The organism is Micrococcus sp. iso_26, from assembly GCF_056172975.1.
This window is the reverse complement of the sequence record NZ_CM149652.1, coordinates 1,653,490-1,668,996: the sequence shown is the minus strand read 5'-3', so window position 1 is coordinate 1,668,996 and position 15,507 is coordinate 1,653,490. Positions and strand designations below refer to the sequence as shown.

The following is a 15,507-nucleotide window of genomic DNA, read 5'->3' as shown; positions in this document are numbered from 1 at the left end:
GGGGCCGGCTCACGCGATGCGCGCGGCGCCGCCCTCGTCCTCGTGCGCGGGGCAGACCGCCTCGACCGTGCCCACGGCGGGGGCGGGGCGGCCGGGGGCCTCGATCCCGAAGACCGCCTCGAGGGCGTCCTCATAGCGGTCGAGCCGGCCCTCGGCGGCGAGCCGCTTGGCGCGCACGCTGGGCTCGTGCAGGAGCTGGTTCACCATGCGGCGCAGGGCGAACTCCACCTCCTCGGCAGCCGCCGTGCAGCCGTGGCGGGCACGCACGCGCTCGAGCTCCCGGTCGAGCACCCCGAGGGTGTGGCGGCGCAGGGCCTTGATCGCCGCGTCGGCACTGCGGCCGCGCTGCGCGGCGCGGTACTCCTCGACGGCATCGTCCACGAGCGCGCGGGCCTCGGCGACGGCGACCTGGGCCTGCTCGGGGGCGGCCAGCCGCACCGACTCGAGGGTGATGAGGTCGACGTCCGGCAGGTCCGCGACCGCCGGGTCGAAGTCGCGCGAGAGGGCCAGGTCGACCACCGTGAGCGGACGCCGTCCGCCCTTGCGCAGCTCCTGGAGGCGCTCGGGGCTGATCTGGCGTTCGCCGCCGGAGGAGCCGATGATCACGTCCGCCTCGGCGACGGCGCCGGCCACGGCCTCGCCGCCGAGCGCGAGGGCCCAGCCGCCGCGGTCCGCGACGAACTGCTCCGCGCGGCCCGAGGCCGAGTGCACGCCGACGGTGGTCGCACCCCGGTCCGCCAGCTGCGCCAGCGTGGTGCCGGCGTAGGCGCCCGTGCCGATCAGCAGGATGGTGGCCCCGGCCCAGAAGTCACGCTGGGCCGCGGCGTCGGTGAGACCGCGCAGCTCCTCCGCGAGGTCCAGGGCGACGGAGACGACCGAGCGGCCGGCCGCGCCGAGCGCCGTGCGGGAGCCGACGTCCTTGGCCGTGCGCGTGGCGGACTCGAAGAGGCGGACGAGCGGGCCCGAGGCGGTGCCGGCCTCCTGGGCCGCCGTCAGGGCGCGCCGGACCTGACCGGCGATCTCGCGCTCGCCCACCACGGCGGAGTCCAGTCCGGCGCCGACCTCGAAGAGGTGACGGGCCGTGGCGTCGGCGTCGAGCGTGCGGAACGCGGTGTGCACGTCCTCGTCCGGCAGGGAGGTGGAGGCGGCGACGGCGGACAGCAGCCCCGCGCGAGCGGCCTCGACGCCGGCCGCGTCGGCCTCGGCGTAGATCTCCACGCGGTTGCACGTGGCCAGCACGACGGCGCCCGCCGCGCCGCTGCCGGGCAGGGCGGGCCCGACCCCGGTCGCGCCGGCGCTGAGGCGGGCGACCGTGTCCAGGTCCAGGTCATGGTGGGAGGCGACGAGAGAGAAGACAGTCACAGCGGGCCAAGTCTAGCCCCGACCGCCCCGCCCGTCCGGGAAGGCGGACCTGACCCGGGTGCCGTCGGCCAGTGTGACGACGCTCACGGAGGACGCGGATGTGCCACCGCGACACGACCGGTGGGACACTGGGGGCATGTCCGCCCTGTCCCAGACCCCCGAGACCCCCGCGGCCGTCCCGGCACTGCCCGCCGAGCACCCGCTGCGCACCGAGGATCCGTCACGCTCGACCGTGGCCAGCCCGCTCCTCCGCGCGCTGCGCGGCCAGCGCCCCGACCGCCACCCCGTGTGGTTCATGCGGCAGGCCGGCCGTTCGCTGCCCGAGTACCGCCGGGTGCGCGAGGGGATCGGGATGCTCGACTCCTGCCTCATGCCGGACCTGGTCCGGGAGATCACGATGCAGCCGGTGCGCCGCCACGACGTCGACGCGGCGATCTTCTTCTCGGACATCGTGGTCCCCCTGCGCCTGGCGGGCGTGGACGTGGAGATCCAGCCCGGCGTGGGCCCCGTGCTCGGCCAGGCCGTCCGCACCGCCGACGACGTCGCCGCGCTGCCCGTCCTCGAGGACGCCGCCCTGGACGTCATCCGCGAGGCCGTCGCGGCCACCGTCGCCGAGCTGGGCCCGCGCCCCCTGATCGGCTTCGCCGGCGCCCCCTTCACGCTGGCGGCGTACATGGTGGAGGGCCGTCCCTCCCGCGACCACTTCGGCCCGCGACGCATGATGCACGCCGACCCCGAGACCTGGGCCGCCCTGGCCGGCTGGGCGGCCACCGTGTCCGGCCAGTTCCTGCGCGCCCAGCTCGAGTCCGGCGCCTCCGCCGCGCAGCTGTTCGACTCGTGGGCCGGTTCGCTCTCGGCGGACGACTACCTCGAGCACGTGCAGCCGCACTCGACGGCGGCCCTCGCCCATGTCGCCGACCTCGCCGGGCCCGGCGTCCCCGACGGCGCCCCGCTCCTGCACTTCGGCACGGGCACCGGAGAGTTCCTGCACCACATGCGTGACGCGGGCGCGACCGCCGTCGGCGTGGACCACCGCCTCACGCTCGCCGAGGCGCACCGCCGGCTCAGCGCGAACCCCGGCCCCGACGGACGCGGCGCCGTGCCCCTGCAGGGCAACATCGACCCGGCCCTGCTCGCCGCCCCGTGGGAGGTCCTCGAGGCCCACGTGCGCGACGTTGTCGCCTCCGGCGCCGTCGCGCCCGGCCACGTCGTCAACCTCGCCCACGGCGTGCCGCCGGAGACGGACGCGGCCGTGCTGACCCGCGTGGTCGAGCTGATCCACTCCCTGCCCGTGCCGGAGCGGGAGGGCCAGGACCCGGCACCGGGGGTCGAGACCGCCGAGCGGGAGGAGCGCGCATGAGCGGCACGGCGCTCGTGGTCGGCGGCGGCATCGCCGGCCTCGTCGCGGCCCACCGACTGTCCGCGGCGGGCTGGGACGTGACCCTCGCCGAGGCCACCTCCGTGCTCGGGGGCGCGGTCTCCCCGCGCTTCCTCGACGTCCCCTCGCACGGCGAGACCGGGGCCCCCGAGACCCAGACCCTCGAACTCGACGGCGGCGCCGAGTCGTTCGCCGTCCGCGGCGCCGCCGTGCGCGCGCTCGTGGAGGAGCTCGGGCTGGGCGAGAAGATCGTCGCGCCCGAGCCCCTCGGCTCGTGGCTGCACGGTCCCGCCGGCCCCGTGCGCGCCCCGCGTCTCGGCATCGTCGGCATCCCCGGCGACCTCGACGCCGAGGACCTCGCCGCCGCCCTCACGCCGGCCGGCCTGGAGCGCGCCCGGCAGGACGCCGAGGCCCCCATGGATCGCTGGGCCGCCGCGCTCGCGGCCGGCGAGCCGGTGACCGTCGCGCAGGTCGTGGCCGACCGCCTCGGCGACGAGGTGCTCGACCGCCTCGTGGCCCCCGTCGTCGCCGGAGTCCACTCGGCCGACCCCGCGGTCGTCGAGCTGGAGCGCGTGGCCCCCGGCCTGCTCGCCGCCGCCGTGGAGCACGGCGGGCTGGCCGCGGGCGTCGCCGCGCTGCGGTCCACCGGGACCCCCGGCTCGCTCGTGGCCGGTCTGGACGGCGGCATGGTCCGCCTCACCGGCCGGCTCGTCGAGGCGCTGCGCGAGGACGGGGCCACCGTCCTGCGCGGTGTCCGGGTGGCCGCCCTGTCCCGCGTGCCCGCCACCGGCGGCTGGTGGGCCCAGATCTCGGACCGGGACGACGAGGTCGTCCGCGGGCTCGACGTGGACCGCGTCGTGCTGGCCGTGGACGGCGTCACCGCCTGGGACCTGCTGGCCCCGCTCTCGGCCGAGGCCCTGGACCCCGACGCCGGCCCCGCCCTCGGCGAGGGCATCGCGCTGGCCACGCTCGTCGTCGAGGCCGCGGGCCTGGACGACGCGCCACGCGGCACCGGAGTGCTGGTCGGCGCCGGGACGGACGTGGCCGCCAAGGCCCTGACCCACGCCACCGCCAAGTGGGCGTGGCTGCGCGAGGTCGTCGCGCGGCCGCAGGAGGACGGCGTCGCCCGTCATCCCCACCGCCACGTGCTGCGCCTGTCCTACGGCCGCCAGGGCGGCGGGCCCGAGGCCCTGGGCCACCGCAGCGCGGACGAGGAGCTGCTCGCGCAGGCGCTCGTGGACACGGCGACTCTCACCGGGGTGCCGCTGGCGGAGGAGGACGTCGTCGCCCGCACCGTCACCCGCTGGCGCCGCTCCATCCCGCCGCAGGCCGGCCCCGACCGCGCGAAGGCGGACACGCTGATCGACTGGGCACGGGACGTGCCCGGCCTCGACCTCGTGGGCAGCTGGGTGCACGGCACCGGGCTGGCCGCCGTCGTCGCCGGCGTGGACCGCACCCTCGGCGCCGACGCACCGCCCGCCGGCTGACCTCGCCCCCAGACCACCCCTGACGCAATCGGATCCCAAGGAAGAGGACCATGACCAAGGACAGCACCACCACCCCTGCCGAGGCCGGCAAGGACTGGTTCACCACCTACACCGTGTTCGCCCGCCCGCAGGGCGAGCCAGGCTGGCTGGGACTGGAGGGCCGCGACGCGAAGAAGGCCGCCAAGGAGTTCGACGAGGCCGTCGCGCGGGTGGCCCAGACGGGCGTGACCGTGCGCGGCGTCTACGACGTCTCGGGCATGCGCGAGGCCGGCGACGTCATGGTGTGGATGTACGGCCAGGTGCCCGAGGACCTGCAGGCCGCCATCCGCGAGCTGCGCCGCACCCGTCTGCTCGAGGGCACCACGATGGTGCTCTCGGCCATGGGCGCCGATCGCATGGCCGAGTTCAACAAGGACCACGTCCCCGCCTTCGCCATGGGCCGCAAGGCCCTGAAGTGGCTGTGCTTCTACCCGTTCGTGCGCTCGTACGACTGGTACCTGCTGGACCCGAAGGAGCGGGCCCGCATGCTCCGCGAGCACGGCCAGCTCGGCCAGGACTTCCCGCAGGTGTGGGCGAACACCACCAGCGCGTTCGGCCTGAACGACTGGGAGTGGCTGCTGGGCCTCGAGGCGGACGAGCTGACGGACCTGGTGGACATGATGCGCCACCTGCGCAACAACGAGACCCGCCTGCACGTGCGCAGCGAGGTGCCGTTCTACACCGGACGCCGTCTGGAGACCGCCGAGATCGCGGAGGTGCTGGCCTGATGACTACCGCCCCCGAGCCCCGCGCCAACGCGCCCGTCCACACCGGCCCGGACGCCGGCGTCGCCCCGGCCCTCCGGACGCCCGAGAAGGCCGCCGCCGGCGTCGACTACGACGTGTGCGGCGTGATGGCCCCCAAGGACTACGACGCCCTGCTGCTCGCCTCCTTCGGCGGGCCCGAGGGCCAGGACGACGTGATCCCGTTCCTGCGCAACGTCACGCGCGGGCGCGGCATCCCGGACGAGCGCCTCGAGGAGGTCGCCACCCACTACCGCGCCAACGGCGGTGTCAGCCCCATCAACGCGCAGAACCGCGCGCTGAAGGCGGCCATCGAGGCCGAGCTGGCCGCCCGCGGCCTGGACCTGCCCGTGTACTGGGGCAACCGCAACTGGGAGCCCTACTTCCCGGACACCCTCGCGCGGATGCACGCCGACGGGCACCGCCGCATCCTGACGGTCACCACCTCCGCGTACTCCTGCTACTCCTCGTGCCGCCAGTACCGCGAGGACATGGGCATGGCCCTGGAGCAGACCGGCCTGACCGGGAAGGTGGACCTGGACAAGACGCGCCAGTACTTCAACCACCCCGGCTTCATCGAGCCGTTCCGGGACGGCCTGCGCGCGGACCTGGCGTCGCTGCGCGCGGAGCTGGGGGACGACGCGCGGATCCACGTGCTCTTCGCGACCCACTCGATCCCCACCTCCGACGCCGCCGCGGCCGGCCCGCGCGGCCTCGCCGCAGACCTGCGCGCGCAGGCGGGGGCGGAGCCGGGCGACGAGGGTGCGGACGTGTACTCGGCGCAGCACCTCGACGTGGCCCGCGAGATCCTCGCCGGCGTGCCCGAGGCCGCGGACGTGCCGTGGTCGCTCGTGTACCAGTCGCGCTCCGGCCCGCCCTCGGTGCCGTGGCTGGAGCCGGACATCAACGACGCGATGGAGCACCTCGCGGGCGAGGGCGCCGAGACGGACGCGCAGGGGCGTGCCGTGGCGGGCTTCATCGTCGTGCCGCTGGGGTTCGTCTCGGACCACATGGAGGTGGTCTGGGACCTCGACACCGAGGCCAAGGAGACCGCCGAGGGGCTGGGCGTGGGGTTCCGTCGCAGCCCCACCCCGGGCACCGACCCGCGGTTCGTGGCCGGGCTCGTGGACATCGTGGAGGAGCGGCTGGGCCGGCGCGAGGGTCGCGCCGCGGTCGGCTGCTTCCCGGCGTGGTACGACGTGTGCCGGCCGGACTGCTGCGTCAAGGTGATGCGGGACGGCTCGACGCGGCCGACGACGTCCGCTGTCGACGCCGCCGTGCGCGGGCTGGCCGAGCACGAGGCGGGCGCCGCGGCCCCCGCCGAGGAGGCCTGAGACCGTGACCCCCCTGCGCATCGGCACCCGGGGCTCCGCCCTGGCGACCACGCAGACCACCCACGTGGCCGAGACGCTCACGGAGCGCTCCGGCCTGGCCCACGAGCTGGTGGTGATCCGCACCGAGGGCGACGTCACCACCGGCTCGCTGGCCTCGCTGGGCGGCACCGGCGTGTTCGCCTCGGCGCTGCGGGCCGCCGTGCTCGACGGCGTCGTGGACGCGGCCGTGCACTCGCTCAAGGACCTGCCGGCCGTCCAACCGGAGACCCTCGAGATCGCCGCGGTGCCGGCCCGGGCCGACCTGCGGGACGCCCTGTGCGCCCGCGACGGCCTCACCCTGGCGACCCTGCCCGAGGGCGCCCGGGTGGGCACGGGCTCGCCGCGCCGCGTGGCCCAGCTCAAGGCGCTGCGCCCGGATCTGGAGCTGGTGGACATCCGCGGCAACGTGCAGACCCGCCTGGCCCGCGTGCCCGGGCTGGAGCAGCACGACGATCACGCCCCGGCCGCCGCGGGTTCGCCCCGCGGTGACCTCGACGCCGTGATCCTGGCCTGTGCCGGGCTCGACCGGCTCGGCCTGGACCACGTGATCACCGAGCGGATCGACCCGGAGGTCATGGTGCCCGCCCCCGGGCAGGGCGCCCTGGCCGTGGAGATCCGGGCCGAGGACGAGTCCTTCCTCGGTCGGGCGCTCCTGGACCCCGAGGCGCCGGTCGGGAGGCTGCACGCCGCCCTCGAGCTGGTCGACGATCGGGACACCCACGTGGCGGTCACCGCCGAGCGGGCCCTGCTGCGCCGCCTCGAGGCCGGCTGCGCCGCGCCGATCGGGGCCGTGGCCCGCGTGACCGACGGCGAGGCCGGCGCGCCGCGCATCGAGATGACCGCGATGGTGGCCGCCCTCGACGGCTCGCGCGTGCTGCGCCGGACCTCGTCCGTGCAGCTCGACCCGGTGCCGACCGACGTGGCCGGCGACCCGGCGGCCGGCGACGAGTGGCTCGAGGACACCCTGTTCGTGGCCGCGGAGGCACTCGGCGTGCACGTGGCCGAGCAGTTCGTGGCCGAGGGCGCCGACCTGCTGCCCGGCACGGTGCGCGGGGTGGACCGGGGCGACGGCGCCCCGCGCCCCGACGACCCGGCCTGAGATGCGCGTCCTGCTCACCCGCCAGCCGGCCCAGGCCGGCGACCTCGAGGCCGGTCTCGCCGGCACCGAGGTGGCGGGGCGGCGGCTGCGGGTCGGCTTCCTGCCGCTGACCGACTTCGCACTGCCCGACGACGACGGCCCCCTGCGCGCGCTGCTCGCGGACTGGGCGGGGGCCGACGGTGATGCGGCCGGGCCGGTGCGCTCGGACGGGTCCCGCTGGCTCGTGGTGACGAGCCCCAACACCGTGCGCGCGCTCAGGGCCGTCGGCTGGGACGGCCATGTCCCGGCGGGCGCGCGGATCGCGGTCACCGGACCGGGCACGGCACGGGTGCTGACCGAGGCGGGCTGCGACGCGGCGCCGTGGCTGCCGCCCGAGGACCGCTCCGCCGAGGGCCTGATCGCCGGACTCGCCGCCCTGCATCCCCGCGGCGCCCGCGCGTGGCTGCCCCAGTCCGATCGGGCCCGGTCCCGCCTCGCCGACGGCCTGCGCGCGGCGGGCTGGGACGTGCGGACCGGGCTCGCCTACCGGACGGTGCCGTATCCGGCGCAGGCCGGCAGGCGGCTGCTCGACGGGGCGGCGGACGAGGGCCGGGGGGACGTCGTGACGCCCGCGCGGCTGGCCGAGGTCGCGGCGGGGACCGCCGTGGTGCTCACCAGCTCGTCCGCGGCGGAGGAGTTCGTGGCCGCGGGTCTGACGCCGCTGGTGGGGGAGCGGGTGCGGCTCGTGGCGATCGGCGCGCCGACCCGGGACACATGCGCGCGGCGGGGTCTGCCCCTGCTCGGGACGGCCCCCACGCCGGATGCGGCCGGAGTGCTGGCCGTGCTGCGCGCTGCGGCCTGAGCCGCCCGTCCGCACTCGAGGCGAGGCTCAGTCGGGGCGGCCGCCGTCCGGGTCGGGCGCGTCGTCCTCCGTCGGCGCCGGGCCGGCGTCGTGCCTCTCGTCCTGCGGCACGCCGGTGGCGGCGGCCATGATGTCCACCCGCGGGCCGCGCAGGATGGCGACCGAGACGTTGGTGAAGCCCGTGTTGGCGAGCAGCTCCGAGGCTTCCTCATCCGTCAGGTCGTACGCGTGCGCGAGCATGCGCACGTTCTCCGTGTAGAAGGCGTGCAGGCGGTCGACGCCGCGCAGGAAGTCCAGAGTGTTCCCCATGCCGGGGAGCCTACCGAACGGGCGTGGTGGGCGGGTGGCCGGCGGGTGAACGGCCGGTGGACCGGCCCGCCGGCCGCGGGGGACGACGGGCCGTGCCGCTCAGCCCTCGGCGCGGCGGCTGCGGCGGCGGACCAGCGAGACCTCCATGGTCCGGCCCTCGGTGCGGGTGCGCAGGTACGGCTGGTCCTCCACGAGGGTGGAGAGCTTGGAGTGTCCGAAGTCGCGCGGGTCGAAGTCCACGTGGGTGCGGCTCAGGTGTTGGCCGATCAGGGACAGCGTGGCCCAGCCGTCGTCGGTGCTCGTGGCGTTGACGGCCTTGGTGAGCGCGGCCTGCAGGTCGATGCGCGGGGCGGCGTCGGCCTCGTCGTGCTCGGGCTCGGCCTCGACCGGCACCTCGGGCGGGGTCGGGTCCTCGGTGACGTCCGACGACGACGCACGGCGGCCCCGCCGACCGGCCCCGGACTTCGCCTCCGCGGCCTTCCCGTCCTTGCCGGCGGCGGCGTCCCCGGCGGGCGCCGCGTCCCCGGCGGGCGCCGCGTCGGCGGCGGGGGCCTCGTCGGCAGCAGGGGCCTCGTCGACAGCGGGGGCCTCCGCGTCCGCGTCCGTGGCCTCGGGGGTGTCGGTGGCGTCGGTGGTCTTTGCCCCGCGACCGCGGCCTCGACCGCCGCGGCGGGACCCCGAGCGGCCGGAGCCCTCGGACGCCTTGGCGTTCTCCTCCTTGGCGGGGGCGTCCTCGCCGGTCTCGTCGTCGTCGACGTCGTGGTCCGTGGCGGTGCCGAGCAGCTCGAGGTAGATGAACTGGTCCACGGCGTTGCGCAGGGAGGCGGGGGTCTTGCGGGCGCCCAGGCCGATCACGCGCTTGCCGCCCTCGCGCAGGCGGGTGGCCAGGCGCGTGAAGTCGGAGTCGGAGGAGACGAGGGCGAACGCGTCCACGTTGCCCATCCAGAGCAGGTCCATCGCGTCGATGATGAGCGCGGAGTCCGAGGAGTTCTTGCCCACGGTGTAGGCGAACTGCTGGACCGGCTGGATCGCGTGGTGGTTCAGCGCCTTCTTCCAGCCGTTGAGGTTGGTCGTGGTCCAGTCGCCGTACGCGCGCTTGATCGTGGGGGTGCCGTAGGTGGCGAGCTCCTCGAGGATCAGGGGGGCGAACTTGGGGGAGACGTTGTCGCTGTCCATCAGGACGGCGATGCGCAGGGATGCGGGGGTGGGTTCGGGCATGTGTCCCACCCTAGTTGTAGGAGGGCATGACGTTGTTGACTCGGGCCGGTGCCAACGAGGTCGGCGGGGCGTCCCCGCAGGAGGTATGAGGCCGATGGTAGTTGTAGTGGTTCACCCACACCGCCAGGGCCTCACGCCGAGCCTGCTCTGAGGTGTAGGGGCGGGCGTAGAGGACCTCATCGACCATCAGCCGGTTGTACCTCTCCACCTTCCCGTTATGGCGCGGGGTGTAGGGCCGGATCCGGTGGTGCCGGCCTCCGAGCGAGACCACCTTCGCGGTGAAGTCCGCAGCCCGGTAGTTGTTTCCGTTGTCCGTGATCACCCGGTCCACGGTGATGCCGTGTTCGGCGAAGAACGCCCTCGCCCGGCAGTAGAAGCTCACGGTCGTGGCCGCCCGCTCGTCCTCCAACGCTTCGGTGTACGCCAGGCGGGTGAACCCGTCGATCGCCGAATGCAGATAGGTGTAGCCGACCCGCCGGCCTGCACCACGCTTGGAAGCACGGCCTGCTTCACTTTCACGTCCGTGGGTGCGCCAGCCGCCCCCGTCTGGGATCTTCCCGATCTTCTTCACATCCAGGTGCACCATGTGCCCCGGCCCTCTCGCGGTGATCTTCTGGGGTCGTTGGCGCAGGTCTTCTCCGGCCGGGGTCAGGTCCCGTAGGCGGGAGATCCCGGCCCGGTGCAGCCACCGTCCCACGGTACGAAGACACACCCGGTGGCCCTCGGAGACGAGGTGGTGATGGATGCGCCGTGCGGACCACTTGCGCTCCCGCCGCAGGGCGTGGATCTGGGCGACCAGGACCGGATCGAGCTGGGCAGGTGAACGGTGCGGCCGGCTGGGCAGGTCCTGAAGGCCGGCTTCTCCCTGGGCGCGGTAGCGGGCGACCCAGGTGGCCACCGTGGGCCGGCTCACCCGGAACTCGGCTGCCACGTGTGCCTGCGGGATCCCGTCGTGCAGGTGGCGTTGGACCATCCTGAGACGGCCAGTGGGGGTCAGGGGTGCGTTAGCGTGAGTCATGAGTGGGTCTCTTCTGGCAGGTGGGTTGTTGAGGAACTTCCATCCTGCGGGGCGGGGCCCACTCGTCTCATCTCAGCCCGGTACGGATGTCAAGAACCTCATGACCCACAACACCTAGTCGGCGGCGGTGCGCCCGTGGCCGGCGGTGACCGGGATCGCCTCCCGCTCGCCCCGGCGGGAGCGGGGCCGCGAGGCGGCGGCCAGCGTGCCGACGACCAGCCCGACGAGCGCCGGGACCACCCAGCCGAAGCCGACCGCGTAGCCGGGCAGCACCCGGCCGGCCAGGCCCGTCAGGGCGGTGACGGGCGGCGTCGTCACGAGCGCCTCCGGCAGGGCGCCCAGCAGGTCGAAGAAGGCGGCGAGCCCCGTGCAGGCGACCACCCAGCGGGCCACCGCCGGGCGGTCCCGCACCCAGGCCCAGGCGAGGCCGAGCAGGATGACGACGACGGCGATCGGGTAGAGGAACATCAGCACCGGGACGGACCAGGCGATGATCGCCTCCAGGCCCAGGTTGGCGAGCGCGAAGGACACCACGAGGAAGAGGCCCGCCCACAGCCGGTAGGACCCGGGGAACATCTCCGCGAACATCTCGGCGCACGCCACGATCAGTCCGATGCAGGTCTTCAGGCACGCGACGAAGACGATGGCCGCGATGAGGTACGCGCCCGCCGTGCCGAAGAAGTGGCTCGCGCTGCGGGCGAGGACGTCGCCGCCGTTCGTGGCCTGCGCGAACGCGCCGTGGCTCGTGGCGCCGACGTACGCCAGCGAGGCGTAGACCACCGTCATCGCCGCGCCGCCGAGCAGCCCCGCCTTGCCCAGCTCCACCGCCATGCGGCGCGGGCCCGTCACGCCCAGGCGCCGGGCGGCGTCGACGATCACGACCGCGAAGGCGAGCGAGGCGAGCGCGTCCATCGTGGCGTAGCCGTCCAGCAGGCCCCGCACGAGCGCCCCGTCGGCGTAGGCGGGGGTCGGCGAGGGCAGGGCGCCCGTGCTCATCGGGGCCACGACGGCGGCCGCCACCAGAGCGCCGAGCAGGACCAGGAACGCCGGGGTCAGGTACCGCCCCACCCACTCCATGAGCCGGCCCGGACGGAACGCCGCGACCGCGGCGACCGCGAAGAACGCCGCCGTGAAGCCGAGCAGCCGCAGGCCGCCGTCGCCCGCCAGGGGCGCGACACCGATCTCATAGGACACCGTGGCGGTGCGGGGGATGGCGAAGAGGGGGCCGATCGTCAGGTACAGCAGGCACGTGAACGCCACGGCGAAGCGCCGGGAGACGGGCGCCGTCATCTCACGGACCGAGCGCGCCCCCGTCACCGCCGAGGCGACGATGCCCAGGACCGGCAGCCCCACCGCCGTGACGAGGAAGCCGAGCGTGGCCGGCGTGACCGCGGCGCCCGCATCCCGGCCCAGGCCGGCGGGGAAGATCAGGTTGCCCGCGCCGAAGAACAGGCCGAAGACGAGCGAGGCCAGCAGCAGGGTCTGACCGGGGCGCAGGCGCGGGGGCATCACGGGCCTCTCGACGGCGGACGGGGCGCCACGACTGTACCCGGCGCGCGGTCAGCCTCCGCGCCTAGACTGGACGGGTCCCCGAACCAGGAGCGTGTGACCCCGTCATGTCCTTCCCGCTGCACCGTCCCCGGCGTCTGCGCCGGTCCGCCGCGATGCGCCGCCTCGTCGCTGAGACGCGCCTGCACCCCGCCGAGCTGATCCTGCCGGCCTTCATCAAGGAGGGCGCCGCCGAGCCCGTGCCGATCGCCTCGATGCCGGGCGTCGTGCAGCACACCGCGGACTCGCTCAAGGCCGCCGCGGCCGAGGCCGCCGAGCTGGGCCTGGGCGGCATCATGCTGTTCGGCGTGCCGACCACGCGCGACGCCGTCGGCAGCGCCGCCCTGGACCCGGACGGCGTCCTGAACCGGGCCATCCGGGACGTGAAGGCGGAGGTGGGGGACGGGCTCGTCGTGATGTCCGACCTGTGCCTGGACGAGTTCACCGACCACGGCCACTGCGGCGTGCTCACCGCCGAGGGCACCGTGGACAACGACGCGACGCTGGAGATCTACGCCCGGATGGGCGTCGCGCAGGCCGAGGCCGGTGCGGACGTGCTCGGCCCCTCCGGGATGATGGACGGCCAGGTCCGCGTGATCCGGGAGGCCCTCGAGGGCGCCGGCCACCACGAGACCGCGATCCTCGCCTACGCCGCGAAGTACTCCTCGGCGTTCTACGGGCCGTTCCGCGACGCCGTCGACTCCCAGCTCACTGGCGACCGCAAGACCTACCAGATGGACGCCGCCAACCGGAGCGAGGCCCTGCTCGAGGTCGCCCTCGACCTCGAGGAGGGCGCGGACATGGTGATGGTCAAGCCCGCGATGAGCTACCTGGACATCGTGCGCGACGTGGCGGACATGGCGGACGTGCCCGTCTCCGCGTACCAGATCTCGGGGGAGTACGCGATGATCGAGGCCGCCGCCGCGCACGGCTGGATCGACCGGAAGGCCTCGATCGTCGAGTCCGTGCTCTCCATCCGGCGCGCCGGCGCCGACTCCGTGCTCACCTACTGGGCGGCCGAGCTCGGCCGCTGGATGAAGGAGGGGTCCCTGTGACCGCGTCCCAGCCGACCACCAACGCCGCCGCCTTCGCCGCGGCCCAGGCCGTCATCCCCGGCGGCGTCGACTCACCCGTGCGCGCCTTCGGCTCGGTGGGCGGCACGCCCCGGTTCATGGCCGGCGCACGCGGCCCGTACCTGACCGACGTCGAGGGCAACGAGTACGTGGACCTGGTCTGCTCGTGGGGCCCCATGCTGCTGGGCCACCAGCACCCCGAGGTCGTCGAGGCCGTGCACGCCGCCGTGGACCGCGGCCTCGGCTTCGGCACCTCCACGCTGGAGGAGACCGCGCTGGCCGAGCTGATCGCCTCCAAGGTCCCGGTCGAGCGCGTGCGCTTCGTGTCCACCGGCACCGAGGCCACCATGACGGCCCTGCGCCTGGCCCGCGGCGTGACCGGCCGCAACCTGATCGTGAAGTTCGCCGGCTGCTACCACGGCCACTCGGACGGCCTGCTGGCCGCGGCCGGCTCGGGCGTGGCGACCGCCGCCCTGCCCGGCTCCGCGGGCGTCACCGAGGCCGCCGCCTCCGAGACCCTCGTGGTGGACTACAACGACCGCGCCGCCGTCGAGGCCGTGTTCGCCGAGCACGGTGAGCGCATCGCCGCGCTCATCACGGAGGCCGTGCCCTGCAACATGGGCGTCGTGGAGCCCGCCGAGGGCTTCAACGCGTTCCTGCGCGAGATCACCCGCCGCCACGGCGCGCTGCTGATCTGGGACGAGGTGCTCACCGGCTTCCGCGCCACCGCCACGGGCGGCTGGGGCCTGTCCGGACAGCCCGAGGGCTGGACCCCGGACATCTGGTGCTTCGGCAAGGTGATCGGCGGCGGCATGCCCGCGGCCGCCCTGGGCGGCTCCGCCGAGATCATGGACCACCTGGCCCCGCTCGGCCCCGTGTACCAGGCCGGCACCCTCTCCGGGAATCCGGTGGCCATGGCCGCCGGCCACGCCACGCTCTCCCGCGCCGACGAGGCCGTCTACGCGGCCGTGACGCGCGCCTCGGACGCCGTGCGCGAGGGCCTCGTGGCCGCGCTCGACGCCGAGGGCGTGGACCACTCGATCCAGCGGGCCGGCACCCTGTTCTCCCTGGCGTTCGGCACCTCCGGCACCGGCGTGCGGGACTACCGGGACGCCCAGGGCCAGGAGGTCTTCCGCTACGCCCCGTTCTTCCAGTCGATGCTGGCCTCCGGCGTGTACCTGCCGCCGTCCGTGTTCGAGGCCTGGTTCGTCTCCGCCGCCCACGACGACGCGGCGGTCACCCGGGTGCTCGACGCGCTGCCGGCCGCGGCGAAGGCGGCCGCGGCGGCGACGCCCCAGGGCTGAGACCCGGGTGCGGGTCGGGGCCGGGCGCTCAGCGCTCGGCCTCGACCGGCCAGTGGCGCGAGACGGTGGCCTGCGGGTCCTTGCGTCGCAGGTACTGCTCGAAGCTCTCCGCCTGCTCGGCCTTCCAGCGGACCTGCCGCTCGTGCAGGTCCACCGGCGCGACGCGCAGCTGCTCGTACCGGGCGGCCAGGGCGTCGGCCACCTGGACGGCGGCGAGGGCGTCCGCCGCGGAGGTGTGCGCGTTCTCCAGGGTCACCCCGTAGTGCTCGGACACCGCGGAGAGCGTGCGCTTGCCCTTGCGGAACCGGTCCACCTGCTTGTCCAGCACGAACGGGTCGATCACGGGGCGGGCCTCGAGCGGCGTCAGCCCGTGGTGGCGCGCCTCCCGGTCCATCACCGTGAAGTCGTACACGCCGTTGAACGCCACCACGGGGATGCCCGCGGCGAACAGGTCCCGCAGGGTCTCGGTGATCTCCGTGACACCCTGCGCGGCGGGCATGCCCTCCGCCTGCGCCCGCTCCGTGGTGACGCCGTGGACCTCGGCCGCCTCGGCCGGGATGGGCACGCCCGGGTCCACGAGCCACTCGGCCGACGACGCGGCGCGGCCCTGCTCGTCCACCATCACCAGGGTGGCGGTCACGATCAGCGCGGTGCGCGGATCACGTCCGGTGGTCTCGAGGTCGAAGCCGGCGCGGATGCTCTCATGCCAAGTCAC

14 protein-coding genes are annotated in these 15,507 nt (G+C 75.0%); 8 read left to right on the top strand and 6 right to left on the bottom strand.

Annotation, left to right across the window (positions count from 1 at the left end):
- Positions 1-9 precede the first annotated feature (9 nt).
- Positions 10-1,362, bottom strand: a complete 1,353-nt coding sequence (locus tag AC0VX0_RS07650) for a glutamyl-tRNA reductase (protein WP_069941429.1) — start codon at positions 1,360-1,362, stop codon at positions 10-12.
- A gap of 136 nt (positions 1,363-1,498) precedes the next feature.
- Here AC0VX0_RS07650 and hemE point away from each other — a divergent pair, with 136 nt between their 5' ends.
- Genes hemE through AC0VX0_RS07620 form a run of 6 tightly spaced genes read left to right on the top strand, consistent with a single transcriptional unit; the run spans position 1,499 to position 8,322 of the window.
- Positions 1,499-2,722: a uroporphyrinogen decarboxylase gene (gene hemE, locus AC0VX0_RS07645; protein WP_069941430.1), complete on the top strand. Its 1,224-nt coding sequence runs from the start codon at positions 1,499-1,501 to the stop codon at positions 2,720-2,722.
- A complete protein-coding gene (locus AC0VX0_RS07640) occupies positions 2,719-4,227 on the top strand; it encodes a protoporphyrinogen/coproporphyrinogen oxidase (RefSeq protein WP_036381112.1) in 1,509 nt (502 codons plus the stop codon). The genes hemE and AC0VX0_RS07640 overlap by 4 nt, the downstream gene beginning before the upstream one ends.
- A 50-nt stretch (positions 4,228-4,277) precedes the next feature.
- On the top strand, positions 4,278-4,994 hold the full coding sequence (hemQ, locus tag AC0VX0_RS07635) for a hydrogen peroxide-dependent heme synthase (RefSeq protein WP_036314319.1): 717 nt from the start codon (positions 4,278-4,280) through the stop codon (positions 4,992-4,994).
- A complete protein-coding gene (locus tag AC0VX0_RS07630; RefSeq protein ID WP_475451478.1) occupies positions 4,994-6,343 on the top strand; it encodes a ferrochelatase in 1,350 nt (449 codons plus the stop codon). Before hemQ ends, AC0VX0_RS07630 begins: the two co-directional genes overlap by 1 nt.
- A gap of 4 nt (positions 6,344-6,347) precedes the next feature.
- On the top strand, positions 6,348-7,481 hold the full coding sequence (hemC, locus tag AC0VX0_RS07625) for a hydroxymethylbilane synthase (RefSeq protein WP_119217195.1): 1,134 nt from the start codon (positions 6,348-6,350) through the stop codon (positions 7,479-7,481).
- Between the two features lies 1 nt (position 7,482).
- Positions 7,483-8,322: a uroporphyrinogen-III synthase gene (locus AC0VX0_RS07620; protein ID WP_119217196.1), complete on the top strand. Its 840-nt coding sequence runs from the start codon at positions 7,483-7,485 to the stop codon at positions 8,320-8,322.
- 27 nt (positions 8,323-8,349) lie between these two features.
- On the opposite strand, the gene AC0VX0_RS07615 is transcribed toward AC0VX0_RS07620, so the two are convergent.
- The 4 genes from AC0VX0_RS07615 to brnQ form a co-directional block, all read right to left on the bottom strand.
- On the bottom strand, positions 8,350-8,631 hold the full coding sequence (locus tag AC0VX0_RS07615; RefSeq protein WP_036314326.1) for a hypothetical protein: 282 nt from the start codon (positions 8,629-8,631) through the stop codon (positions 8,350-8,352).
- A 99-nt stretch (positions 8,632-8,730) separates the two neighbouring features.
- On the bottom strand, positions 8,731-9,849 hold the full coding sequence (locus AC0VX0_RS07610; RefSeq protein ID WP_119217197.1) for an NYN domain-containing protein: 1,119 nt from the start codon (positions 9,847-9,849) through the stop codon (positions 8,731-8,733).
- A gap of 10 nt (positions 9,850-9,859) precedes the next feature.
- Positions 9,860-10,867: an IS481 family transposase gene (locus AC0VX0_RS07605; protein ID WP_475451475.1), complete on the bottom strand. Its 1,008-nt coding sequence runs from the start codon at positions 10,865-10,867 to the stop codon at positions 9,860-9,862.
- A 114-nt stretch (positions 10,868-10,981) separates the two neighbouring features.
- Positions 10,982-12,376 carry a branched-chain amino acid transport system II carrier protein gene (gene brnQ, locus AC0VX0_RS07600; protein WP_119217199.1) on the bottom strand — a complete coding sequence of 465 codons (1,395 nt, stop codon included), beginning with the start codon at positions 12,374-12,376 and terminating at the stop codon, positions 10,982-10,984.
- Positions 12,377-12,483: 107 nt separating this feature from the next.
- Here brnQ and hemB point away from each other — a divergent pair, with 107 nt between their 5' ends.
- Positions 12,484-13,470, top strand: a complete 987-nt coding sequence (hemB, locus tag AC0VX0_RS07595; protein WP_036381100.1) for a porphobilinogen synthase — start codon at positions 12,484-12,486, stop codon at positions 13,468-13,470.
- Positions 13,467-14,792 (top strand): glutamate-1-semialdehyde 2,1-aminomutase, encoded by a 1,326-nt coding sequence (gene hemL, locus AC0VX0_RS07590; protein WP_036381097.1) that lies wholly within the window; start codon positions 13,467-13,469, stop codon positions 14,790-14,792. The genes hemB and hemL overlap by 4 nt, the downstream gene beginning before the upstream one ends.
- A gap of 28 nt (positions 14,793-14,820) precedes the next feature.
- On the opposite strand, the gene AC0VX0_RS07585 is transcribed toward hemL, so the two are convergent.
- The gene (locus AC0VX0_RS07585; protein ID WP_036314335.1) at positions 14,821-15,507 is read right to left on the bottom strand and encodes a 3'-5' exonuclease; all 687 of its coding nucleotides are present in this window, start codon (positions 15,505-15,507) and stop codon (positions 14,821-14,823) included.

Bases quoted from the DNA above. Each gene is read 5' to 3' on its own strand.
- hemE (WP_069941430.1), top strand. From the start codon at position 1,499: ATGTCCGCCCTGTCCCAGACCCCCGAGACCCCCGCGGCCGTCCCGGCA.
- AC0VX0_RS07640 (WP_036381112.1), top strand. From the start codon at position 2,719: ATGAGCGGCACGGCGCTCGTGGTCGGCGGCGGCATCGCCGGCCTCGTC.
- hemQ (WP_036314319.1), top strand. From the start codon at position 4,278: ATGACCAAGGACAGCACCACCACCCCTGCCGAGGCCGGCAAGGACTGG.
- AC0VX0_RS07630 (WP_475451478.1), top strand. From the start codon at position 4,994: ATGACTACCGCCCCCGAGCCCCGCGCCAACGCGCCCGTCCACACCGGC.
- AC0VX0_RS07620 (WP_119217196.1), top strand. From the start codon at position 7,483: ATGCGCGTCCTGCTCACCCGCCAGCCGGCCCAGGCCGGCGACCTCGAG.
- AC0VX0_RS07615 (WP_036314326.1), bottom strand. From the start codon at position 8,631: ATGGGGAACACTCTGGACTTCCTGCGCGGCGTCGACCGCCTGCACGCC.
- AC0VX0_RS07610 (WP_119217197.1), bottom strand. From the start codon at position 9,849: ATGCCCGAACCCACCCCCGCATCCCTGCGCATCGCCGTCCTGATGGAC.
- AC0VX0_RS07605 (WP_475451475.1), bottom strand. From the start codon at position 10,867: ATGACTCACGCTAACGCACCCCTGACCCCCACTGGCCGTCTCAGGATG.
- brnQ (WP_119217199.1), bottom strand. From the start codon at position 12,376: ATGCCCCCGCGCCTGCGCCCCGGTCAGACCCTGCTGCTGGCCTCGCTC.
- hemB (WP_036381100.1), top strand. From the start codon at position 12,484: ATGTCCTTCCCGCTGCACCGTCCCCGGCGTCTGCGCCGGTCCGCCGCG.